The sequence below is a fragment of the Streptomyces sp. V4I23 genome (assembly GCF_030817975.1).
In the GTDB taxonomy this organism is placed as follows: domain Bacteria; phylum Actinomycetota; class Actinomycetes; order Streptomycetales; family Streptomycetaceae; genus Streptomyces.
Map to the genome: position 1 here is coordinate 21323 of NZ_JAUSZW010000006.1, position 24034 is coordinate 45356.

At 67.4% G+C, this 24034-nt stretch carries 15 protein-coding genes and 4 pseudogenes; 6 read left to right on the top strand and 13 right to left on the bottom strand.

Translation table 11 applies throughout. From position 1 onward, the window contains the following. The 4 genes and pseudogenes from QFZ82_RS39950 to QFZ82_RS39470 form a co-directional block, all read right to left on the bottom strand. Nucleotides 1–399, bottom strand: a pseudogene (locus QFZ82_RS39950) (FAD-binding oxidoreductase); the annotation flags it as partial. After that, nucleotides 399–940 (bottom strand): annotated as a pseudogene (locus tag QFZ82_RS39460) (IS5 family transposase); the annotation flags it as partial. The pseudogenes QFZ82_RS39460 and QFZ82_RS39950, both read right to left, overlap by 1 nt. Before the next feature lie 225 nt (nt 941–1165). Next, nucleotides 1166–2716, bottom strand: coding sequence for a right-handed parallel beta-helix repeat-containing protein (locus QFZ82_RS39465; RefSeq protein WP_307718061.1), 1551 nt, complete (start codon nt 2714–2716; stop codon nt 1166–1168). A gap of 904 nt (nt 2717–3620) precedes the next feature. Continuing rightward, a complete protein-coding gene (locus QFZ82_RS39470; RefSeq protein WP_373429468.1) occupies nt 3621–4496 on the bottom strand; it encodes an ABC transporter ATP-binding protein in 876 nt (291 codons plus the stop codon). A gap of 193 nt (nt 4497–4689) precedes the next feature. Here QFZ82_RS39470 and QFZ82_RS39475 point away from each other — a divergent pair, with 193 nt between their 5' ends. Next, nucleotides 4690–4956: a metalloregulator ArsR/SmtB family transcription factor gene (locus QFZ82_RS39475; protein ID WP_307718062.1), complete on the top strand. Its 267-nt coding sequence runs from the start codon at nt 4690–4692 to the stop codon at nt 4954–4956. 220 nt (nt 4957–5176) lie between these two features. On the opposite strand, the gene QFZ82_RS39480 is transcribed toward QFZ82_RS39475, so the two are convergent. The 9 genes and pseudogenes from QFZ82_RS39480 to QFZ82_RS39520 all read right to left on the bottom strand — a co-directional run bounded on the left by QFZ82_RS39480 (nt 5177) and on the right by QFZ82_RS39520 (nt 14372). Further along, the gene (locus tag QFZ82_RS39480; protein ID WP_307718063.1) at nt 5177–5362 is read right to left on the bottom strand and encodes a tautomerase family protein; all 186 of its coding nucleotides are present in this window, start codon (nt 5360–5362) and stop codon (nt 5177–5179) included. A gap of 85 nt (nt 5363–5447) precedes the next feature. Next, nucleotides 5448–5792, bottom strand: a complete 345-nt coding sequence (locus tag QFZ82_RS39485) for a cupin domain-containing protein (protein WP_307718064.1) — start codon at nt 5790–5792, stop codon at nt 5448–5450. A 47-nt stretch (nt 5793–5839) separates the two neighbouring features. Continuing rightward, nucleotides 5840–6607, bottom strand: a pseudogene (pcaD, locus tag QFZ82_RS39490) (3-oxoadipate enol-lactonase); the annotation flags it as partial. Then, a pseudogene (locus QFZ82_RS39495) lies at nt 6604–7401 on the bottom strand (lyase family protein); the annotation flags it as partial. The pseudogenes pcaD and QFZ82_RS39495, both read right to left, overlap by 4 nt. Before the next feature lie 35 nt (nt 7402–7436). Continuing rightward, complete coding sequence (locus tag QFZ82_RS39500) at nt 7437–8120, bottom strand: DUF2848 family protein (RefSeq protein ID WP_307718065.1); 684 nt, start codon at nt 8118–8120, stop codon at nt 7437–7439. After that, the gene (locus QFZ82_RS39505; RefSeq protein ID WP_307718066.1) at nt 8117–8938 is read right to left on the bottom strand and encodes a carbon-nitrogen family hydrolase; all 822 of its coding nucleotides are present in this window, start codon (nt 8936–8938) and stop codon (nt 8117–8119) included. Before QFZ82_RS39505 ends, QFZ82_RS39500 begins: the two co-directional genes overlap by 4 nt. An 8-nt stretch (nt 8939–8946) precedes the next feature. After that, entirely contained in the window at nt 8947–9645 is a 699-nt protein-coding gene (locus QFZ82_RS39510) for a GntR family transcriptional regulator (RefSeq protein WP_307718067.1), read from the bottom strand. A 466-nt stretch (nt 9646–10111) separates the two neighbouring features. Then, nucleotides 10112–11554, bottom strand: coding sequence for an indoleacetamide hydrolase (iaaH, locus tag QFZ82_RS39515; RefSeq protein ID WP_307718068.1), 1443 nt, complete (start codon nt 11552–11554; stop codon nt 10112–10114). A 1165-nt stretch (nt 11555–12719) separates the two neighbouring features. Next, entirely contained in the window at nt 12720–14372 is a 1653-nt protein-coding gene (locus QFZ82_RS39520) for an RICIN domain-containing protein (protein WP_307718069.1), read from the bottom strand. A gap of 774 nt (nt 14373–15146) precedes the next feature. Between QFZ82_RS39520 and QFZ82_RS39525 the strand changes: the two genes are divergently transcribed. From QFZ82_RS39525 to QFZ82_RS39550, 5 genes are all read left to right on the top strand, one after another. Next, nucleotides 15147–15983: an EamA family transporter gene (locus QFZ82_RS39525; RefSeq protein WP_307717594.1), complete on the top strand. Its 837-nt coding sequence runs from the start codon at nt 15147–15149 to the stop codon at nt 15981–15983. 1221 nt (nt 15984–17204) lie between these two features. Next, on the top strand, nt 17205–17858 hold the full coding sequence (locus QFZ82_RS39535) for an ATP-binding protein (RefSeq protein ID WP_307711482.1): 654 nt from the start codon (nt 17205–17207) through the stop codon (nt 17856–17858). 31 nt (nt 17859–17889) lie between these two features. Then, nucleotides 17890–19161 (top strand): MFS transporter, encoded by a 1272-nt coding sequence (locus QFZ82_RS39540; RefSeq protein ID WP_307711483.1) that lies wholly within the window; start codon nt 17890–17892, stop codon nt 19159–19161. A 404-nt stretch (nt 19162–19565) separates the two neighbouring features. Continuing rightward, on the top strand, nt 19566–21797 hold the full coding sequence (locus tag QFZ82_RS39545; RefSeq protein ID WP_307711484.1) for a nitrate- and nitrite sensing domain-containing protein: 2232 nt from the start codon (nt 19566–19568) through the stop codon (nt 21795–21797). Continuing rightward, on the top strand, nt 21797–23065 hold the full coding sequence (locus QFZ82_RS39550; protein ID WP_307711485.1) for an ABC transporter substrate-binding protein: 1269 nt from the start codon (nt 21797–21799) through the stop codon (nt 23063–23065). Before QFZ82_RS39545 ends, QFZ82_RS39550 begins: the two co-directional genes overlap by 1 nt. The last annotated feature ends 969 nt before the right edge of the window (nt 23066–24034 follow it).

The window sequence follows — 24034 nt, forward strand, 5'->3', positions numbered from 1 at the left end:
CGGCGCCAGCGCAGTGACGGTGCGTTGCGCGATGCGGCGGGCAATGCCGAGCTGCCCGGTGGTGATCCACGTCAGTCCGCAGCACTGTGTGCCGTCGGGGACCTGAACGCGGAAGCCCGCGTGTTCCAGCACGGTCACTCCGGCCTTGAGGACCTCGAGGGTGAAGTGGTTGTTGAAGGAGTCGACCCAGAGCATGACCGGTCCGCGGTGTCCGTCACCGTCGGGGGTGCGGGTGCGGAACCAGGGCAGGAAGGTCTGTTCGGCGAACTGTGGTACGTCCCGCTCCGCGGCGATGCCGCCCAGGCGTTTGATCAGCGGGGCGATGCGGGATGCGGTCAGCGCGTTGGCGAAGCGGGGCGTGCGGGCGGCCATACGTGAGAGCAGGGGCAGCCAGCCCATCGTGTAGTGGGAGGTGGGCCGGATGCGTCTCTTGTAGTGAAGCGGGCCATGACCCGGGCGAACGCGGGTGCGTCACCGGCCTGGCCAGGCGTGAGGACGAAGGCGAGCGGGCGGCAGTTGCCGTCTGCGGCGAGGTGGATCTTCGTGGTCAGTCCGCCGCGAGATCGTCCGAGGGCATGGTCGTGCGGCTCGCCGGCCGGGGCCCCTTTTGACGGGCCCCGGCGGCGTGCTGATGAGCCCGGACGATCGTGGAGTCGACCGCGACGACCCAGTCGAGGTCGCCTTCGGCGTCGGCCTGGGCGAGCAGGGCGGTGAAGACCTTCTCCCAGGTGCCGTCGGCGGCCCACTTCCGCAGCCGGTTGTGGGCGCCCTTCCACCACCCGAAGTGCTCGGGCAGATCCATCCACGGCGTCCCAGTGCGGTACTTGAACGCAATCGCGTCGATTACCTGCCGGTGATCACGTCACCGCCCGCCCCGCCTCGGCGTCCGGTCGGGCAGCAACGGCTCGATCCGTGCCCACTGGGCATCAGTCAACGACACACATCAACCAACGATCAGATGACCCGAAGAAAACGGCCTAGGCCGCTCTCGGCGAGGTAGCCGTCTATGAGGTCGCTGCGGTACTGGATGTGCCGCAGGGAGCATCGACACAGCCGGAGCCAGACCACTACGTCGCTGCTACGGCCGTCGGTGGCTTCAGCCTATGGTCACCATGGGCCGCCATCGGCGTTGCGTCGAGCCTACTTTAACGTCCGGCCGGTGCCTTCAGTTGTCCGAGCTGCTGGCGGATTCAAACCAAGAGGGCCTCTCGTACGCGCCGAGATCGAATCCTGCGCCTTGCGGCCGCGGAATCCGCTCGATGTCTGTGGTCGGCGCATAGGTGGCCGATCCGCTATCCAGCGCCGGGGAGCCGCTGCGTAGGCGGTAGTTGGCGCTGGCGAGGTCCATGAACTTCGGATCTCCGGTGACGTCCTGAGTGTGGGGGTTGCGGAGGTTGTAGTTGTGCAGCGAGTTGTTGTACGACAGATTGTTGGTGTAGGTGTTGTGGGTACCGAAGTTGCCCTGTTCGGCGATTCCTTGGGTGTTGCCGTAGACGATGTTGTTGGAGACGTTGACGTAGTCGCACGGGCCGGCGAGATGGTAGTTGTCGCCACCGCCGACGATGATGCCGTTGCCGTTGTGAACGACCGTGTTGTTTGCGATATCGATGTTCCTGGCATCGTGCCAGAGATGGATTCCCCAGTTTCCGACGTGATGCACAACGTTGTTCTTCACCGTGCCCTTCGTCGCCATGTAGATACCCTGAACCAATTTGCAGCTGGCGGTACCTATGTGGTGCACGACGTTGCCGACGATATCGACGTGGTATCCGTGTTCGTAGTTGCTCGCGTTGATGCCGGAGCCGCCGTTGTCCGTGTTGCAGTCATCAGCTGAAGTTGCGATGTGGTGGACGTGGTTGCCCGTGATGCGGGTGTAGGAGCCGAGTGTGCCGATGCCGTTCCACCACTTGGTGCCGCTTTGGTGTGCCGTGCCGTCCACCTCGAACCCGACGATGTCGACGTAGCTGCCCTTGTTGCTCCAGGCGATACGGCTCCCGGAGATAGCTGCCGGCACGATCTTCGCACCCCACTCGACGTCGGAGACGTATCGGATGCGGCCCGCCTCCGTCCCGCTCGCTGTCGTGGTGAAGTCTCCCGGATAGGTTCCCGCGGCGACATGCACGGTGGTGTCCGGCTGGGCGGCTCGAGACGCAGCCGCGATGGTCCGGAACGGCTGCGCCTGGGTTCCGGGGTTGCTGTCGGAACCCGTAGTGGCCACGTACAAGTGGTAACGGGAGTCCCCGCTGGATGCTGACACGGTGACCTTGCCGACGGTGTAGCGGACTTGGTCGTCGACGGTAACCCCGTCTCCTTGCGTGAGGGCCACCCGGTCCCACGGTGAGTGGTTCTGGTAGAGGCCGACGCGTACGGAGTACTGTCCCGCCGGGGTTTCCGGGGGAATGGAAACGGTGTGGTCGTAGCTGACTGCGCCGCTCCACGTGGAGGTCGGCCGGGGCGGCGAGTGGTCCCCGTTCAGGGCCGAATGGTGCTCTCCGTTCACGCCTATGAAATGTACGAAGACCTCGTAGTCTTCATTCATCGGCACGGCGTCGAAGCGCATTGCCAGCGTCAGGTTCTGCCCCGTCTGGACGGACATCTCCGGCTTTCCGAGCATGAGCACCCGGGTTGCATCAGCGGCACCGGCTGACGGCAGCCAGAACAGCGATGCGAAGAGAAGAAGAACGCCTAGCAGGGTGATCTTGCGGCGGAACATCATTGGTTCTCCGTGATTGTGGGGGTTGCTGCACTATGGGGGATGACTGCGCTGTGTGGAAAGTAGAACTGCAGGTGGTGGACGAGTACCTGCCTGGAGCACACTGTCCGCCCATCCGGCATGGAGTCGAGGACTATATCTTTGTGGTCCTCGACGACCGAGGACTAGATGCGCTCCCGTTCTCACTGCGGTGAGAGGTGTGAGGAGGGACGCGAGGCTCTTCGTCATGTGGACGCGGGCAGATGGCCCGCAGGTGATGCGGTGGTGCCTCCGCGTCACGCACGGCTGGAGTTCGTTTTCGGCACCATGGCGGTGCAGCGCACTGGTCTTGTTCGCGCAGCCGGGGCAGTTGGAGTTGGCGAGGCTGAGCTGCCGAGACGGTACGAAGTATGTCTGTGCATCAACGTCAGGAATCGGGCCCTCTTCCGGATCTTTTCCGCTGGGCCCACTTGACGCGCACTGACCTGGTACTGCGCCGCCGCACGACGTGCTGCAGCTTCTGCCCCAGTCTCCTCGGTCTGTCTACGTCATTCCCGCCTCCCATGTTAATGAGCAGTGTCGGGTTGGCTCCAGGCCAGTCGGTGAAAGGTTACGGTCGCGCACGCCCCTCATGAATGTCTGCCAAGTGCGTAGTGGGTTCAGATAGTTGCGAAGGTTGCCGGGGCACGCACGAATCGTGCGTGCGGTATGGCGACCTGCCCTGCATGCCTGGCCATAGACCGTGGGAGAGGGCCCTCGCCGCTGCTGGCTTCCAGCCACTGACGGGGACTTGACTGATCTGGCCGAAAGCCGCAGTTCAATGGAAACGTATGAGAAGCCGTATCTCAACCGAACGTGATTCGCTGATTCTGCTAGTCAGACATGGTTCGTTCGGGTTGAGGGAGGCATGTGGCGTCTTGTGTCTGCTTCATGCCCGAGGGGTGTCCGGTGACGTCGGTGCTGGGAATGCTGGAGGCACGGGAGACGGCTGCCCGGGTGCGCGTGGAGGGCCTGCGGGAAGAAGTGGCGCGGCTGGCCGAGGTGTTGGAGGCCGCTCTTGATTCCACGGTGGGATGGGGCGAGTCGCCAGATTCGGGGTGTTGGGGGTGTCGCTGTGTGAGTGGTGGAGTAGGGCGTAGGTGCCTTGTTGGGTGAGGAGGTGGGTGTGGGTGCCGCTTTCGGTGAGGTGGCCGTGGTCCAGCACGGCGTCGGGGGCGAGGTTGACGTCGTGGGTGATCAGGATGGTGGTGCGGCCTGCCATGAGCCGTCGCAGTGGGGTGAGTATGCGGCGTGCGGCGACGGCGTCGAGTCCGGTGGTCGGTTCGTCCAGGACGAGGACGGGTGCGTCGCGGAGCATGGCGCGGGCGATGGCGATGCGCTGGAGCTGACCGCCGGAGAGCTGGGCGGTGTGGGGATCGATGGGGGTGTCGTAGCCGTGGGGTAGTCCGGTGATGAAGTCGTGGGCGGCGGCGCGGGCGGCCTGGACGATGTCGTGGTCGCTGGCGCCGGGGCGGCCGCAGGCGATGTTCTCGCGGATGGTGTCGTGCAGGATGAGGGTCTGCTGCGGGAGCAAGGCGATGTTCCGACGCAGGAATTCCAGAGGGATGGTGGGAAGGGGCGCCCCGTCCAGGCGGATCTCGCCGTGGCTGGGGTCGTAGAAGCGCAGCAGGAGGTTGCCCAGGGTGGATTTGCCCGCTCCGCTGGGGCCGGTGACGATGACCAGTTCGCCGGGGCGGGCGGTGAGTGAGACGTCGGCCAGGGCGGGCTCCGGTGCGCCAAGGTGGTGGAAGCGGACCTGGTGGATCGGTGACGGCTGGTCGGGTGTGGAGGATCTCCAGCAGGCGTTCCGCTCCTGCGGTCGCGGCGGTCAGGCTCAGTTGGAGCTCTGGCCCAGGGCGCGGATGGGCGGGTAGAGATAGCCCAGGAAGGCGGCGAAGGGCAGGAGCTGGCCCACTGTCCTTCGCCCCCCGCCTCCGCTCCACGCCGCGCGAGCCAGGATGGACTTCTGGCCCACTGCGGCCCTGGCGGCCGCACCACGCCTGCAGATCGCCGCCTGCCTGGCCGGCCAGAGCCGCAGCACCCAGGAACTCGCCACCCTCCTTGGCCTGTCGCAATCCGTGATCTCCCGGCACCTCCGGCAGATGACCCAGGCGGGGCTGAGGACCGCACGGCGCGACGGCTACTGCGTCCTCTACTCCCTTGACCCCACACGCCTCGATCAGATCTCTGCAGCCATCGCTGACATCGCCGCACCTGACAACTGACGCAGCAGCTCCGCCCGGGGACTGTGACGCAGGTGAGTGCGAGGTGCCGTCGTCCGCTCCGCTGCCGTCATCCCACCCCTCGTCCAGGCAGAACTACCTACCCAGTTTGGATGGTGATGAGCGAGCGCGACGGGAAGCGGGAGGCGGTGCCCTGCTCGGGAGCGGCCGCTGGTGGCGGCGGTCCGGACTGAATCATGTGGGCATGCCTTCTGCGCAGACGTCATCGGTTGGCGAGTAGCTTCCCGTCCTTCGCCCAGTTCTCCGGGTCGACCTCGTTGAAGATGATGCCGACCGATTCTGGCGCGCATCTGCCGATACGGCTGATCTCCCTGGTCAGTACTTCTGCAAGCTCACGCTTCTGTTCCACGCTCCTGCCGGGCAACCAGTCGATACGGATGAAGGGCATGGGGCTTCCTTTCGTGACGGCGAGGCTGGATACGGGATGAAACGCCCACGCGGCTGTGCAGGCAAGGCCAGGGTGTCCTCGTCGGTCAGGCGCGGTAGCGGACCTCGAAGGTGACGACACCCTCATCGGTTCGCCAGGGGCCGTGCGGCATTCCGGGAGGACGGCACGCATACATGCCGGCTGTGAACGTCTCACCCAGCATGAGATCGGTGAAGGATCCCTCGAGGATGTAGACCTCCTCCCAGAAATCGTGCTTCTGCACACCCTGCGGCGTCGAATCGGCGCCGGCCTCGTACCGCAGGATGCGAGTGGCGATGCCGGTCTCCGGATCGCGGGAGAGAATCCGCTCGGTGATCCTCGAGTCGCCACCGGGGCACACCGTGTAAGCAGCGTCGGTGACAGGGAAGAACTCGGACTCGGGTTTGCTCATGAGCTGCTCCTGATGTTCTAGAGGGACGGATCTGGCAGAGCGACAGTGCCGTCGCCCGCGTCGCCGATGAAGTGGGCGCGCAGAGCGGCGAGGACGGCGGCCGGGCGCTCGGCGGGCGCGAGGTGGGCCGCGTGCGCCAGCTCGGTGAGGGTGGCGCCCGGGACGGCGTCGGCGAGTTCGCGGGCGTGGCCGGGCGGGGTCGTCGGGTCGTCGCGGCCCGCCACGACGAGGGTCGGCGCGCAGACGGCACCGAGGTGCGGGCGGACGTCATAGGCGGCGAGCGCGTCACAGCACGCCGCGTACGCCTGCCGGTCCGCGGCGCGCAGGTCGTCCAGAAGCCGTGGCGAGGTGAACGCCGGGGTGAACCACCGGGAGGCGGCCGTCGCGGCGACGGGTGCGGTGCCCTCGCGGCGGACCAGCGCGGCCCGTTCCCGCCAGGGGGCCGCGTCCCCGAAGTGAGCGGAGGAGCAGACGACGGCGAGGCTCTCGACCCGCTCGGGGTGGTGGGCGGCGAGCCACAGTCCGACGGCCCCGCCGAGCGAGACGCCCGCGTAGCGGAAACGGTCGATGCCGAGGGAGTCGGCGAGGTCGAGGATGCGCGCGGCGAGGTCGGCGACGCTCGCTCCGGGGCCGATCAGGGACGCGGCCGAGCCGCCGTGTCCCGGCAGGTCCCAGCGTACGACCCGGTGGATCGTGGAGAGTCCCGGAGCGACGCCGTCCCACAGGGCCGTGGAGGTGCCGAGGGAGGGGGCGAGCAGCAGCGGCGGTGCGGTGGCGGGTCCCTCGGCGCGGTGGTGCAGGAGTGTGTCGTTCATCGTCTGTCCAGTGCCCGGTCGGTGAGCGGCCCGGCGGAGCCGGTGTAGCGGGTGGGGTCGGTGAGCTCGTGCAACGGCAGCCCGGCGAGGCGCGGTTTTTCGGCGAGGACGTCCGCCAGGGGGGTGCGCTTCGTGCGAACGCGCTCGGCGGCGCGGGCGAGGAGGTCCTTGGCACCTGTGCGGCCGACGCGGGGCGCGAGTACGGCGGCGAGGCGCTCGGAGACGATCAACCCGTCGGTGAGGCCGAGGTGTTCGCGCATGGGGGCCGGGTGGACGCGCAGGCCGGCGGTGGGTTCGGCGGCGTCGCGTGCGGCGCCGCCCACCAGCCGCAGCAGGTCGCGCAGTGTGTCCCACCCCGCGTGCCAGGCGCCGGCCGGGCGCTCGTCCTCGGCGGCCGTGCCGCCGAGGAGAACCGCGGCCAGGGCGGGTGCGCGCCGGGCGGCGGCCGCGAGGAGTGCGGCCCGGACCGGGTTCGCCTTGTGCGGCATGGCCGACGAGCCTCCGCCGCTCCCCTCGCTCCCCTCGCTCACCTCGCCGATCTCGGTGCGCGAGAGGGTGAGGACATCGGCGGCGATCTTGCCGAGTGCCCCGGCGGTGAAGGCGAGGGACCCGGCGAGGTCGGCGACGGGAGTGCGCAGGGTGTGCCAGGGCAGCGCCGGTTCGGCGAGTTCGGTCTCCCGGGCGTACGCGGCGGTGAGGCGGAGCCCGATGTCGCCGCCGGGGCGGGCCGTGCCGTCCGTGCCGGTCTCGGCCCAGGCGTGGAATGCGGCGAGGATGCCTGCGGCGCCGGAGACGACCCCACACGGGTCTTCGCGGGGAGACTCGTGCCTCACACGTTCCTCCGCTTGGTCTCGTAGGCGTGCGTGAGGACTGTTCCACCGGGCAGTTCAAGGTGAATGCGCCAGCCGCGGCCATGCAGGAATTCTCCGCCGAGAAGTGGCAGGGTGCCGCAGAACAGCACCAGGTCACCGTCGGCGTCGCCGAGCGCCGCGTTCATGCGCTCGAGGAGGTCGCGCGGGTGGCGCAGCGTCGACAGGCTGCCTCTCTGATAGGGCACGCCGTCGACCGTGGAGTACGCGATCAGGCCGTCCCAATCCTCGGCGGTCGGCTCGGAGCCGAGTGCGGCGACCCATTCTCCAAGTGGTTTGGCGCATGCGGCCTTCGACGCGGCGATGTCCTCGCGTTCCCGTTGCCGGTCGGTGTGGTCGGAACCAACTGCCAGGAAGTAGCGTCCACCGTGGCGGATGAGCACCGGCTCCACCTCCCCCGAGGTTGATGGTCCGCCCACCTCGACCACTGTCTCCGTGGTGAGCAATCCGGGATCGAGGTCGTAGAACGCCGGCACGGTCGCGGGTGGTGGCACCCCTATGGCGGCCAGTTCGGCTATGTGGCGGGCCACGGCGGCCTGGTCCCTCGCCGTGTACCCGGCCACGATGAGCCTTTCCGGGGACACCGACAAGGGTTCGCCGGTGTCTATGACATGCAGGTTCAGGGGTACTGCGGCGGAGGTCATGTCGGCCGCCTCACTGGGTTTCGGCCGCTCTGCGGTGCCGGAGCGGCCGGCATGGTCCAGCGACGGTCGGCGAGCACCGGGAACTCGGCGCGGACCTTCCTGACCACGCCTGGGTCGACATCGCAGAAGGTGATGCCTTCCTCGCTGCCTGCCTCGGCGAGCACGACACCCCAGGGATCGACGACTCGGCTGCACCCGCCCAGTTCGACGCGGCCGTCCTGGACACCGACGGCGTTGCAAGCGATCAGCAGTACCTGCTCCTCCACCGCCCGGCAGGTGGTGAACAGCCGCCAGTGTTCGCGGCGTGCGGCCGGCCATGCCGCCGGCACGACGACGCACTCGGCTCCGCGGTCGATCAGACCACGCCACAGCTCCGGGAAGCGCAAGTCGTAACAGGTGGTGGTGCCCAGTCTGCCGAGGGCCGTGTCGGCGACGTCGAGTTCGGCTCCGGGGGTGAGCAGTTCCGCCTCGAGCGAGGCATGGCCGAAGACGTGGATCTTGCGGTAGGTGTGGGCGATCACACCGTCAGGGGCTATCAGCACAGCGGTGTTGAACATGCGCCCATGCGCATCGCCTTCCACGATGCTGCCGACGTGGACATGGGCGCGCAGTTCCCGTGCCCACTCGCGACCGGCGCCGACAGTAGGCCCGTTCAGCGGCTCTGCCCGTTCGGCGTAGCTCTCGAACGCGAAGTATCCCGCCGCCCACAGTTCGGGCAGCACCACCAGATCGGCTCCTCGTGCCGCCCGAACCATCCGGCCGACCCGGTCCCGCCGGTCGTCCGGTGTCTCTTCCGGCGGACTAGCGACCTGCACCATCGCGATCCTCATGACAGCCCCGCCACGGACTGCGGGCCCGGCCACCCGGCGACGTCGGGCAGTTGGAGTGCTGCCAGCGTACTGGCCAGGTGACTCGCGACCGCGTCGGCTGCCTGCGCGGGATCACCGGTTCGCAGGGCCGCGACGATTGCGGAGTGTTCGGTCAGGACCGTGCGAGCGCGGTTCTCCACGTTCGCCACCGCACGCAGGCCCATGCGCACCTGGCGCTCCCGCAGTGATTCGTAGAACTCGGCGAGCACGGGGTTGCCAGCCTGCTGCACGATCGCGCGATGGAACGAACGGTCACGGTCGACGAACTCCCACGGATCGTCGATCAGACTCTCCTGCTCGTTCACCAGGCGCTCAAGCTGCGCAATGAAATCTCCGTCGACCGTGACGATCGTGCGCACAGACCAGTCCTCGATCAGCCCGCGGGCTTGCATCACTGCCCTCACTTCGGCGTCGGTGATCGGGGGGACGAAGGCGCCCTTCTTCGGGACGATCTGCAGGAAGCCTTCCGCTTCCAACCGCAGCAGAGCCTCACGCACCGGGGTGCGGGACGTGCCCGTCGCTCGCGCCACTTCCGACTCGGTCAGGAATGTGCCCTCATGCCGCGGCATCCTCGCGATGGTCCACTTCAACCACCGGTAGCTCACATCCTGGGCGGTCCCCGGGCCGGACGCCGGGAAGCCCTGCAAGTTCGTCATAGACAGCTTGTATACAAGATGTCTATGAGAGGCGCAAGGGGTTCCTCGAAGGCGTTGATTTGACCCTGCCAATCCCCGGCCATGAAACGTAGCTGTGTCTGACCTGGACTCACTACGGGGGAATGCAGCCGAGGCCAGATCCACCAGGCACGTCGCTGATGGAGCCAATGTGGCGCAGCCCGGCCGGAGCTGAACAGCCGCTGCAGACCCGAATCCACAGTCGCGACGCTGCGCCACACCGCCCACAACTGGCAATCGTTCAACGCCCCTTCAAGTCGTTGAGAGGGATCCGGACCCTGCACCAAGAGGTGCGTGTGGGCCTCACCGCGGGAGGACGACGTTGAGGCTGCCGACCGCCATGTACGAGAGGACTCGTCATGCGCGTGAGCTCGAGCCCCGCAAGTGAGTGGTCTCGCCCGGCGGACGGCACCACGGGGTGAAGGAGCCGTCTGCCGGGCGTTCGTGGTCAGATCTGCGGTGCGGGAGCCCTGCCCAGGACCTGTTCCATCGCCATACCGATCGCGAGCAGCCTCCGATCGCTGCCGACGGGTCCTTCAAGACTCAGTCCGACCGGCAGCCCCTCGCCCGACATGCCGCCCGGAAGGACCAGTCCGGGCATGCCGACGCAGCTGCCCGGCGCAGTGTTGCGGACGCTCGTGATGAACGTGTCGACCGGCGGGCCGCCGTCCACGGACATGGTGCCCGACCCGTGGACCGGGTCGATCGGCGCGGGCAGCACCGGAGCGGTGGGGAAGAGCAGAGCGTCAACCCCCTGCTCTACGAAGTAGCCTCCCACCAGCTGCTGGATCTGCGGTCTGTAGACGTTCATGGCGTCGGGGTAGGCCCCCGCCATGACGTCGTCGACCACGTTCTGGAAGAGATTGCGGACGTCCGGACTGGCGACCTCCGCCGCGATGTCCTGCATCGTCAGCCCTAGGCCGTTCTCCTGCAGGTAGCGGGGCATGTCGATGTTCGGCTCATGCAGGGCGATGGGGAAGATGACTTGGTTCGCGCGGTCGAGGAGATCGGGCATGTCGACCTCGACCAGTTCGACGCCGGCCTCGGCCAGCCGCCGCTTCGCCGCTCCGGCCACCTCGCCCACGGCCATCTGCAGGCCGTTCCACAGCACGGGCGGCACGCCGATCCGGAGACCTTCCAGACGCGCCGGCCGTACAAAGTTTGTGCCGGTGACGACGGCGTCCAGCAGGGCGACGTCGGCCACGGTCCGGCCCATGGGGCCGACCGTGTCCAGCGTGTGGCTCAACGGCAGTACGCCGTGGTCGCTGTAACGGCGCTCGGGCCCTCCGTTGCCGACCGAGGGACGCAGGCCGACGATGCCGTTGAAGGCCGCCGGCAGACGGACTGAGGCGCCCGTGTCGGTACCGAGACCCGCAGGAACGATGCGCGCCGCGATGGAGGCTGCTGTCCCGCCGGAGGAGCCACCGGGTATCCGGTCGATGCCATAGGGATTCTTGGCGAAGCCGGCGAAGGGACTGAAGTTGGTATTGGTGATTCCCAGGGCGAGTTCGTGCAGGTTGGCCTTTCCCAGGACGATCGCCCCCGCGGCGAGCAGCCGCCGCAGGACCGGGGCGTCGTCGCCGGGGACGAAGCCGCCTAGCGCCGGCGTGCCACCCGTGGTGCGCAAGCCACGGGTGTTGATGTTGTCCTTGACCAGCAAGGGAAGGCCCGCCAGAGGGCCGAGCTGCCGGCCGGCGCCACGTGCGGCGTCGATCTCCACTGCGGCGGCCAGCGCACCCTCGCGGTTCAAGGTGATGACCAGGTGGAGGTCTGCCAGCGCCTCCGCCCGGGCCAGCAGCGTCCTGACGTAGGCGACGGCGCTCAGTCTTCCCGTCCGTATGGCCGCGACCGCCTCCGTGGCGGTGAGGGCGAGTTGCTCCTCGCAGTCCATACCACCGAAACACCCGGCTGACTTGGCCTGCGCCTGAGCCGGGTTGGAACTTGCGGCGCTCAAAGAGGCAGCGACGGACAAGGCGGCTCCCGCGGCCAGGAGGCGCCGTCGTGAGAGGGCTGGGTGAGGAGAAGAGGACATCGCGTTATCCTGTTCTGGTCTAAAGCCGACGCCGCTGTCGGTGGCCTGTCGGCTGGCTCAGCAGGAGGATCTGCGCCGATACCCGGGGCGGCGTTCTGTACCGATATCCGGGACGGTCATCAGAGATGCAGCGTCTTGGTCAGACGCTCGAAACAGTGCACGACGAGGCCGCAATCACACCGCAACACAGCAGTGCTCCGGCTCGGGGGGGTATTGCTTCCCCATGGGTAGGTAGACGTTGCTGGTCAGGAGAGTCTCAACAGTCGGACGCTTCTGAGCCAGGGGAGAACTACTCAGTCCTTACTCAGACAGCTGCCCCGTATCCACTCGACGGGCCAGCGCCGGGCCCCGGCACCGCCCGGGCCGCAGGCTCTCCTACCTGGACCTCGGATGGCGGCGCTTTGTCGTGCCCCGGACTACCCACCTTGATACGGCCGGGCATGGACCGCGGCCCGCGCGCCGCCGCGTCCGGAGGCGACCTGGTCACACCGGGCCCTCACCCAACGGGTGGCCGGTACTTGTTTCGCGCCGGTCTCCGCCTCCAGCGTCGGTGGGATCCTGGCGGATCTGGACGTCAAGCCGCCCAGGGTCCGCGGCTGGCTCACCCGCCAGGACACTCCAAGCTTTTGGCACCGGGCTTCCGAGGTGTGAGCTCGACCCGCTCGTGGTCATTGTGGGCAGCCGAAGTAGCCGCGGACGATGTGCGTGGCTCGCCGGGGCGCCGTCCACGCAGCCGGGCCGTCAGCACCTCACGTCCGCCTGCCAGCCACTTCGCCACCAGTCGTCCACAGCCTTGAGCGAGACCTGGAACACCGTCGCGGCATCCTTGCGAGTCCGGCCAGCAGCCGAAGGTCCTCCTGCACCGACACGGCGGCAACAGCCGTGCCGTACGAGTCCATTCACCAGAGATCAATGACCCAGAGCATCTCGCTTTTCGGATCAATAGCCCTCGATTGGCTGCTGCGGCGCCAAGGCGGCGTGAGGCGGCCGAGCTGCCCCACGCCGCCTTGGCGGGAGAGCGGGTCTACTGGAACTGCCACGCCCTGACGTAGTTCACCTCAAAGGCGTTGCCTTCGCCGGTGGGCGTCGAGGCGTCGGGAGTACCACTCGCGCTTCCGAACCAGAGATCCAGCATGATGTACATCGGATCCGACATGGTGACGTTGAGGGAGTAGAACTCCTGGCCGTCGAAGTAGAACGTGAGCTTGTTCGGCTCCCACTTCACCGCATACTTGTGGAAGTCTGCGGAGAGGTCAGGGGTGGAGATTGCCCGGTGCCCGGCCGGGCCGCTGGCGGAAGAGCCGTTCGGCCAGACAGTCGCAGCGAATCCTGTGGGGTGCAGGTTGCTGTCGCCCCAGGGAGGTCCGCTGTTCGGGCCGGCCCCCGGGTACGCTTCCATGACATCGATCTCAGGTCGACGGTCGTCGATGTGGTTGAACAGCCAGAATGCGGGCCAGACGCCCTTGCCGAGCGGCAGTTTGGCTTCCATCTCGAAGAATCCGTACCGCTGGTAGTACTTGCCGTCGGTGTCTACGGTCCGGTTGAAGAACTGTCCGGACGCGTCACGCTCCGGCCAGATCTTGAGCGCTCCATTCGAAACCTTGTAGTTCTTCGTCGGATTTGACCCCTCGTACCAGATGTGGTCGTTCCACACACTGGTGTCGAACCCGCCGTTGAACTCCTCGGAGAACGTGGAACGGAAGTTGCTGGGGTCTTGTCCGTGAGGGCCGCTGCCGGGCGGCGTGGCGGGTGCCCCGATGCTCCAGGTCTGGTTCGCCTGTCCCGTGCAGTCCCATAGTTCGAGGTGCACGCCGTCACCGGTGGCGTTCACACCGCCGGTGACGTCCAGGCAGCGGCCGCTGGGTACGTGAACGAACCGGTACTCACCGGCGGCGCCTGCGCTCTCCATCCGCCACAGCTGGTGCGGCTGGCCGGTGCAGTCCCACTGCTGAATCTTCGTCAAGTTCGCGGTGCCGCCGTTGACGGACTCGATGCACTTGCCGCTGCTCTGAGCGATGATCTCGTACTGCCCTCCGCTCATGTCGCGCAGCGTCCAGTTCTGATTGGATTCACCGGTGCAGGACCATTGCTCGATGATGGCCCCGTTGGCGGTCTGGCCCGGGCCGCCGGTGACGTCCATGCACTTGCGCGAATGCTTGGCGACGAGCGGCTGAGGCGTCGAACCCACCGAGGGTGCGGTCAACGCCCATGATTGGTTGGCCTGACCCGTGCAGTCCCAAAGCTCGGTCAGCACACCGTCCGCAGTGGCCGTGGGCCCACCCGTCACGTCCAGGCAGCGGCCGCTGGAGACGGAGATGATCTCGTAGCTGCCATTTCCCTTGCTCTTCAAGGTCCACAGCTGCCGCGGTGCGCCGGTGCAGCCGGCCTGCTGGATGCGCGCACCGTTGTGGGTAGCACCGTCGACGACGTCGACGCATTTACCGCTGCTGCTGGCAACCAGCTCGTACCGGCCACTGCCCCGGTCATTGAGCGTCCACGCCTGGTTGGCCTGACCCGTGCACGACCACTGCTCGATCAGTGCGCCGTCCGCAACAGCAGTCGGGCCACCACGCACATCAAGACACTTACTGGAGTGCTCAGCCACAATCGTGGTCGTGGCCGGCGCCGCCGAAGCAGACGACGGCACTGCAAGGCTGCCGGCGACGACGGCGACCATGACAAGTCCTAACGCCGCGAATGCAGCCAACAGCGACGCACACGTGCTCCGCAACCGCACTTGCATGACGAACCTCCTGTTGAGTACCGGTGAATTGTCGGTTGGGTGGCCGCTATGCGCGTTTCCCGGGCTCCACTGCCGCTGGCTAGCCGTGAGCGCTTCGGACTGGGGCCGGTGTACAGATAAGGCGTGAAGGATCCGTTGGGCGCGGCATGGCAGAACGGATCCTGGCGAAGCCCGGTTGAACTGCCCATGTGGCCCTGCCACATAATCAGGCCTCAACCAATAGTCCCTTGGTCACCCTTTCCTGTCGGCGACCTCACCGGTGCGGCACCACGGCGCTGAGGGAAGACGAGAGCGGGGCCCGCGCACCTGGCGTCCCTCGCCTCGACCACCCTAGCGATCGTTCAACGATACTTCAATGGGTTTCGCGATTGTCGTGTGCGCCGGATCAGCGAGACCCCGCACATTCGGATGACTCGGCCCCGCGGCCGAGGCCTGTCCCTTCTCACGCAATCGGGCCAGGGCGGCATCGAGGGTGAAAGCCGCACCTACCGAAAGATCTGGCCACCGCTGCGGGATTCGGGCACGGTTCGCAGGGCCCTGGGCCGGCCGGTTGTCCAGGTATGCCGATGAGCGTTCAGGGGCTGGGCTGCGGGTACGGCGTGACTTCACGCCGAGTAAAGTATCGTTTAACGATCCCTCAATCGTTCTCGGGAGGTCCTCGTCAGCACCGACCAGACACGTCGCGCAGGCATCGCAGCGCTCACCGCGCTGGCCCCAGCGGCTTGGGGCACCACCTACATCGTGACCACTGAGCTTCTTCCGCCAGGACGCCCCATGCTCGCAGCTACCTTGCGCGCGCTGCCTGCCGGTGTGCTGGTTGTCCTGATCGCCCGAAGCTGGCTCCATGGAGCATGGTGGTGGCGCAGCGCCCTGCTTGGCATGCTCAACTTCACCGCGTACTTCCCGCTGCTGTTCTTCAGCGCCTATCGGCTTCCCGGCGGGGTCGCCGCCACCGTCAACTCCCTTCAGCCGCTGCTCGTGGCGGGGTGGTCGGCGGCTCTGCTGGACATCCACCCGAGCGCTCGGCGCCTGGCTGCGGGCCTGCTGGGAGTAGTGGGCGTGGCGCTGCTGGTATTGACCTCACAGGCGCGGCTGGATGCACTCGGGTTGAGCGCCATGCTCGTCGCCACTGTTGCGATGGCGCTCGCTGTCGTCCTCGCCAAGCGATGGGGGCGCCCGCCGGGCACCTCTTGGGTGGCCTTCACCGGGTGGCAGCTGGCGATGGGAGGGCTGGCACTGGTGCCGGTGACGCTGTTCCTCGAGGGTCTGCCGCCCCGGCTGACCCTCTCACACATGGCAGGATTCACGTATCTCGGGACGATCGGCACAGCGGTCGCCTACGCACTATGGTTCCGCGGCATCGAGCGCCTCAGCGCCGCCTCGGTCTCCTTCCTAGGGCTGACGAGCCCCGTCGTGGCCACGCTTGCAGGGCTTACGCTGCTCGACCAGACACTCAGCGAGTGGCAAACAGCGGGGCTGCTGCTGGTGACTGTCAGCATCGCCTGGGGACAGGACCGCCGCCGAGCCCTCCGCTCAGGCGGCTGAGGCCGGCCGCAGGTGCGGGGTGGTCGGAAGCAACCGTCATCGGGGCTGCCTCGCGAGTCGTTTCGGCAAGTGGCGGATCGCATCTGGAACTACAGATCAAGCGGGGTTGCGATATATCACCCGGCGCCCGACCCCGATCTGTCCGGCGCCAGGATGGGCGGACCGAGCGGCGACTGTACGTGGACATCGTGGCCAGGCCGCATGCCCGGGTCGGCATGCTCATGGCCGCCGACGACGAACTGGATGTAACACCAGAACCTTCACTTCTCTGTCAGGCCCGTCGGGCGCATTCGGCCGGGCCTACGCCGAAACGTTCGATGTACGCCCGTGGCGTGATCACGAACTTGGGGCGGAATCAGCACGAGACGCGGTCCCTCGGCGGTTCACCGGTTTCCTCCCATGCCTGAAGCGGCACCCGACCGTCAGCCCCTGCTCGGCTACCACCACCTGCGCCACTACGTCGGCAACGCCAAGCAGGCGGCCCACTACTACCGCACCGCCTTCGGCTTCACCCCGATCGCCTACTCCGGCCCGGAGACCGGTAACCGCGAGAGCGCCTCCTGGGTACTGGCCCAGGGGACGTACGCCTCGTGCTCACCGCCGGGCTGCTGCCGGGGCACAGGTCACCGACGAGGAGCACCAGCACGGCGACGGGGTGAGCAACATATCGCCACCAGGGGCATGGGTGCCGGTGGTGAATCGAGGCACAGCACACCCGACTGCCGTGATGGGCATCTCCAGGTGTTCCAGTTATCCGAACCGGCAGGTCCGATTCAAAGGGAGCCATCGGTCTCGGCGATCGCCAAGATTCCCATCAGCAGATGGCTCCTCCTCGCGCCCAAACCACCGATCAGGATCAGCGGGGATCAGCGCGACGCCGGCGGCGGCCGTTACGGGTGGCCCGGCTGGTCGGCTCGCCGCCTACGACCGCCGCCCTGCGCGTCTGCCGCGCGTCCTCAAGGCCACCGCCCTACGGGTGCATGCCGTGGAGCTGCAGGTCATTTGCACGAAAGAGGTTGACAGTCAGAGCATTGAGTGGATTAATCCAGGAAAGGATTGTAGGACAATCCTCGATGGGCGAACCGCGAGCGATTTCGCGGCTGGACCGATGCCGCAGTGACCAGCCATCATCCAGCCGCTCCGAGCACTCCTGCATGGCAGGCAGCTGCCTGCGGCGGGTCGTGCCACCACAGACCGCGCACACCCCCTAGTGAGCACGCAATGCCTCCTTTCATCTCCGCCCACCAGCAGCCGGACTCCACAGATGGCGAAAATGCGGACGAGGCGACCTGGGTCCTTGCCTCAACAACCGCCTCGCCCTGCTCGGCCCGCCAGCAGGTCGCTGCCCGACTGCGGACATGGGGACTTGCGCATCTCGTCGTCGATGCCCAGCTGATCGTCTCCGAGCTGCTGACCAACGCGGTCTGCCACGGCTCGGAGCGCGATCCGGTATGGCACACCGTTCGGCGCATTCACACGGAGGCCGGGCATGCAATCCGCCTTGAGGTCGGCGACTACGGCCAGGGATGGAGCGGTGCTGCCAGCTCGCTCGACCGCGGCGACGACAACAGCTGCGGCGGCCGGGGCCTGCACCTGGTCGAGGCACTTTCCTCGAGCTGGGGCGCTTGGCGCCTGCCCCACGGAAATGTGGTGTGGGCGGTGCTACCGGTCGACGCCTGCTCGGTCGGACCGGCTGAGCCCTCCGGTTCGACCGAGATGAAACCGAGTCGTAGAAGAAACTTACCCGACCTTGAAGGATCGTTCAACGATCCCTATGTTATCTCCACCCGTAACGTCGAGCCGCCTGGTTCGGCCTTGTCGGCTCTCGTCAAGGCAGGAAGCCCGGACGACCGGCAAACACGAAGAACGACTTGACGCAATCCCTTCCTTCACCCGTGAGGTCACCGTGACATCCACACCCACTAGCCCACCGACGACAGTGGCGGGCGAGGTAACCGGTCCGTTCGCTTGGTTCCGGTCGATGTCCCCGCAGGGCCGTCGCGCCTTCAAGGGGGCGTTCGGCGGCTACGCCCTCGACTCCTACGACTTCCTCGTGCTCCCGATGGGCATGGTGGCCATCGCGGCCTACTTCAGCCTCAGCACGGCACAGACCGGCCTTCTGACCACGGTCACCCTGCTGGCGTCCGCGGTCGGCGGCGTCCTCGCTGGTGTCCTGATCGACAGGGTCGGCCGGGTCAAGACCCTCATGATCACCGTGGGCACCTACGCTCTGTTCACCGTGCTCTGCGGCTTCGCCACCAACTACCCGATGCTGCTGGCGTTCCGAACCCTGCAGGGAGTCGGCTTCGGCGGTGAGTGGGCAGCCGGAGCGATCCTGGTCGCCGAGTACGCAAAGCCGCGCTACCGTGGCCGCGTCCTGGCCTGGGTGCAGAGCTCCTGGGCGGTGGGCTGGGCGCTGGCGGTCATCGTCGGCACCACGCTGACCAGCCATCTCGACCAGGACCTGGTCTGGCGGGTGCTGTTCTGGACCGGAGCCCTGCCGGCGCTGCTGCTGGTGTACGTGCGCCGCAACGTCGAGGACGCCCCCGAGGTGACCGAGCGGCTCGCGAAGAAGGAGGCGCGCGTTCCGCTGTCGTCGATCTTCCGGGGCGGTCTGGCCCGCAGGACGCTGTTCGCGACGCTGCTGTCCACCGGCGTGATGGGCGGCTACTACACCTTCGCCACCTGGCTGCCCGCCTATCTCAAGACCGAGCGCGGACTGACGGTCGTCGGCACCGGCGGCTACCTGTTCGTCCTGATCACCGGCGCCTTCTGCGGTTACATCACCGCCGGCCACCTCATCGACCGCCTCGGACGCAAGAAGTCCTTCGCGCTCTTCGCGTTGCTCAGCGCAGGCCTGCTCATGACCTACGTCAACATCCCCGCAGGCTCGAACAGCCTGCTGCTGTACCTCGGATTCCCCCTGGGCTTCTGTGCCTCCGCCATCTTCTCCGGATTCGGCTCCTACCTCGCCGAGCTCTACCCCCACGCAGTTCGCGGCACAGGCCAGAGCTTCACCTACAACGTCGGACGCGCGCTCGGGGCGGTCTTCCCCACTGCCGTCGGCTTCTCCTCCGCCGGCGTCGGCGGAGCCCTGATCTACGGTGCCATCGGCTACGCACTCGCCCTGATCGCCCTGCTCGGCCTCCCGGAGACCCGCGGCTCTGAGCTCAACTGAGTTTACAAGCAGCAGCGAACTCACTGCCTGGCAGTTCCGGTCGGTGGTGGCTGTCTAGCCACCACCGACCGGACGTACAGCGCTGCAGCCGGTTTGTTGCCGAGGACAACCGACGAAGCGGCCTGATGTGCCGGGTGGCCCTCGGCACGTGGCCCGAAGGACGCCCATGCAACACAGCACGGCCATATCCCTGCCTCTCGCTCGAGCGAGAGGCAGGGCGCACCTCAGGGCACCCCTCGTCGGAATGCCGGGACAGGCAACGATCGACGACCCCGCAGCTCCTCGGTGCGTCTCCTGGCAGACGGGCCGGCGGCATCACATGAGAGGTTCGATCCCCTTTGCGCGCGAGAGTCAGCCGACCCGCCAGAGCACGGCCCCGGCACCGTTACCGGCCCGACTTCACCGTGGTGCGTCACCTCACCCGGCCCAAGAACTGGCCCGTACGGGACAAGCTGATGGCCGCGGTGCTGATTCCCGGGCTGTTGGCCGGTGCCCTGGCGGCTGTCAGCCTCTCCCGCACCGTCAGCGACGTGGGCGACTACGGGCAGTTCTCCGCCCTCGCTCGTCTCCAGCAACCGGCCCTCCGTCTGGTCAGCGCCCTACAGGACGAGCGCGACGCCACAGCCGGGTTCATCGCCGGCCCCCGAAAGGGCGCCGAGAGCACTCCCCTCAAGGAACGGACGGAAGTTGACACCGCAGCCGCGCTCTACCGACAGGCAGTCGCCGGCATCGACACCTCCGACGATGCCCGGCTCGATGCGGTGCTTGACGCCACGGCGAAGGAACTGCGCAGTCTTCCGGCGCTGCGGGCGTCCGCGGATGAAGCGGTCTTGACGCAGGGCTCTATCCTCGCGAACTACACCACGGTTATCGGCAGGTTCATGGACCTGGAATCGGTGCTGGCCGCACACAAGGGCGACAGCAACGCCGCGCGCCAAGCGCGGGCTCTGCATGCGCTTTCTCGCGCGGTGGAGAACACCAGCCGGGTGCGAGCCCACCTCACCGGTGTTCTGACCACGGGCACGTTCCTCGTCGGCCAGTTCCCGGACTTCGCGGGCGCGGTCGCACGCCAGCAGGAGTCCGTCGACGACTTCCTGGCCACGGCCGACACGGCACAGCAGACCTTGTACGCGGACACCGTCAAGGGCGCACCCGTCAGCGCCTCCCAAGCCTTCCAGGAACGTGTCGCCGAGCAGGCGCAGGCACCCCGCCTCGACGTCGACCCGGCGACATGGAAGAAGGTGTCCACCGAGAAGATCACGCTCATGCGCACGGTGGAGGCACAGATCCTCGACGACCTCATCGCCCTCAGCGACCAGGCACACGCCTCACGGCAGAGCGCAGCGCTGTGGGGAGCAGCAGGCCTGCTCGCCGTATTCCTGGCGACGGGCGGGGTGGTCACCGTCGTCGTACGGTCCATGACCCGCCCACTGAAAACCCTGCGCATCTCGGCGCTTCAGGTCGCCAATGAACACCTGCCCGAGGCGCTCACGCGGCTGCGGCAGGCCGACATCGACGACTTGGCCGACTACCGGGCCACACCCACCGCCGTGGCGTCCCATGACGAGATCGGTGAGGTCGCCGAGGCATTCGACGCCGTGCAGAATGCCGCCGTCGCTCTGGTGAGGGACCAGGCCGCGCTCCGTGCCCACATCAACGGCATGTTCATCCACCTCTCCCGCCGCAATCAGCAGCTGGTGACCAAACTGCTCTCGGAGATCGGTGACATGGAGCAAAACGAGCACGACCCGGATCACTTGGCGCGGCTCTTCCGGCTGGATCACCTGGCCACGCAGATGCTGCGCACGGACGAAAGCCTCCTGGTGCTCGCCGGCTCCGACACCGGGCGCGGATGGGATCAGCCGATGCCCCTGTCGGAGATCCTGCTGGCCGCGAGCGCTGAGGTGGAGCAGTACACCCGCATCGACTGTCTCCCGGTGGGCGAGGTCTCCGTCGTGGCGGACGCCGTCACCGACCTGGTGCACCTGCTGGCCGAGCTGATGGAGAACGCCACGGTCTTCTCCAGTGCCCGCTCCCGCGTGATCGTGACCTGCCGGCTGGCTCCCGGCCGCCGCACCGACCTGGTGATCGCCATCGAGGACCAGGGCAGTGGCATGACGCGCGAGCACCTGGCGGCTGTGAACCACCGCCTGGGCTCGACCGTGTCCCTCGACCCCGCAGCGGGGCAGTCCATGGGGCTGTTCGTCGTCGGCCGCCTCGCGGCCAAGCACGGCATCGGCGTAAGCCTTATCCCCTCTCCGCAGCAGGGGATCACGGCCCTGGTACGCATCCCCCCGGTGCTGCTGGCGGGCGCACACGCCGTCCCGCCGGCCGTGCCCGAAGCCTCCGCGGCAGACGAGGCCACAGCCCACCCCCGTCTGCCACGGGCAGCGATTTCGCTGCCCGGGGCCGCATCCCTCCTCCATGGGGAGGCTGTGGTCACCCACGACGAGGCAGCCAGCGGCGGCGAGCCGGCCTTCCAGTCCTCACAGGAATGGCTGGCCCATCGCCGCTTCGCCGAGGGCCTGCACGCCGGTGGCCGGTCATCGCCCGCCCCGCTCCCCAGCCACCGCACCGGCGACGTATCCGGCAGCGACACTCCCGGCACCCCGCCGAGCGCAGAAGGGGAATCGTGATGGGAAGACCGGCCACCACCACCGCCATACTGCTGTGTACCGCCCTGCTCGGCTCTGCCTGCACCAGCGAGCCGTCCGTACCGGCGTCCCACGACCCGGTGCACATCGGCTTCCTCGCTCCACTGTCCGGCCCCGCCGCCTCAGTGGGCACCGACATCAAGCGGGGCGCAGAACTCGCTGTGGACATCGTCAACGGCCATCACCCGTCGATCCCCTTGCCGCTGGGGCCCGGATCGGGTCTTACCCGCCTGCACCACGCCAAGATCAAACTGATGGCAGCCGACACCAGCGGCCCGCTCGCGCGTGGCGCCGACCACATCACGCGGCTGGTGAGCACCAAGAATGTGGTCGCCGTGGCCGGCGGATATGAATCAGTCGTCACCAAGGCCGCCAGCGCACGTGCCGAGGAGCTGGAGATTCCCTACGTGAACGGGAACTCCTCGGCATCATCGCTGACCGAGCGCGGACTGGACTGGTTCTTCCGCACCGGTCCCTCCGACCTGAGCTACGGCCGCGTGGTGTTCTCCCTGCTCAAAGAACGCCAGAGCAAGGGAACCGCCGTCAAACGCATCGCGGTCCTGCACACCGACGACCAGTACGGCAATGACGGCTCGGCCATGATCAAACGCCTTGCCAGCCACATCGACGGCCAAGTCGTCGCCGACATCAAGGTCAGAGCCCAATCCACCGACCTGTCCTCCCACGCCCAGGCCGTGATCGCCTCCGAACCCGATGTCGTCCTCACCCTGCTCTACACTGCCCCCGCCCTCGCACTGGATGCCTCTTTCGACCGTCTCACCTACCGGCCCCCCGCACTCATCGCCTTCGGAGCGGGCTATACGGATCCGGTTTTCCTCAAGAAGAGCGAGCGTGCAGAGGGAGTCTGCAGCCGCTTCGCCTGGTCTTCCGACCTGGCCCAGCGCAACCCCACGGCCAAAGCCGTCGCAGACCTCTACCAGCAGACCTACAAAGCTCCCATGAACGACGACGCCGCCCGCGCGTTCACCGCCGTCATGACCGTCGCCCAGGCGATCAACGAGGCCCGCTCCCCCACACCGACTGACATCCGCTCAGCACTGGTGAACATCGACATTCCGGGCCGGGACACGATCATGCCGTGGGACGGCGTGAAGTTCGACGACAACCACCAGAACACCGGAGCCCGGGGCGTCATTGAGCAGATCCAGGATGGGCGGTACCGCCTCGTCTATCCCTTCGATGTCGCCCGCGCACAGCTGCAATGGCCCATGAGCGACAGCGGTGGATGACAGGAAAGAACCCGCCGCCTCCTGCAAGAGCGCGTCAATGGCGGAGCCTCTGGCGCCGGAGCGGGCTATGGGAGTTGTTCAAGCGGGTGGAAGCAGCAGCTCCGGTGTACGGCTCGTGTTCGCGGCCACGACAGGCTCTACGCGGCGGCGGCTGCCGCCGGCCTTCGGTCCGTCCGGGCCGACCGCACACCGGCGTTTCACCGAGTGGAGCCGGATCTGGGCCAGGCTGCACCGCCTCATCCCTTGTCGAACTCGGCTTGCGTAGAGAGTGGGAGTGGTCGTGTGCAATCGACTCCGTAAGCGTGCGGGCAGCGAAAGGAGGGACCGACGGCGCCAGATCCCGTAGAGCGCAGACAAGAAGGGCTCGAAGAGGGCACGATCCCCCCGTCGGCAGCACGCGGGGCCAACTCTGGGCATGCCGCGTCGAACGTCACTGGGCCGGCGTGTCGTCCCACTGATCCAGCAAGCTGGACTCGAATGCCTCATTGGCGATGTCGACCTCGCCGCCGTGACGTGCCTGCTCGTCCAGATCACCTTGCCGTGCGGGGGATAGCGGGTTTCCCAGCGCTGTGCGAACTGGGCAACGAGGAACAGGCCGCGGCCGCCCTCGTCGGTGGCCTTGGCGCGGTGCAGATGGGGGGAGGTGCTGGAGCCGTCGGCGACGGCTGCGGTCGCTGAGGAGGCGCAGGGTGATGGGCTCGCTGCCGTAGCGGATGGCGTTGGTGACCAGCTCGCTGAGGATCAGCTTGGGTGAAGGCGATACGTCCAGCCCCAGTCCGCCAGCTGCCGGGACACCTCGGTACGGATGGGCGTCAGCGGGCACGTCCCATGTGGCGACTCGTGCGAGGGGTTGTGGCACACATTCCGTGAGGGCGATCAACGGCTCCGGAATTCGTCACCAGTCGTGGGGGCGACGGCGTTCAACCAGCCCGGCCCTCGGTGTCCGAGTACGCGTCTTCATTCATGCTG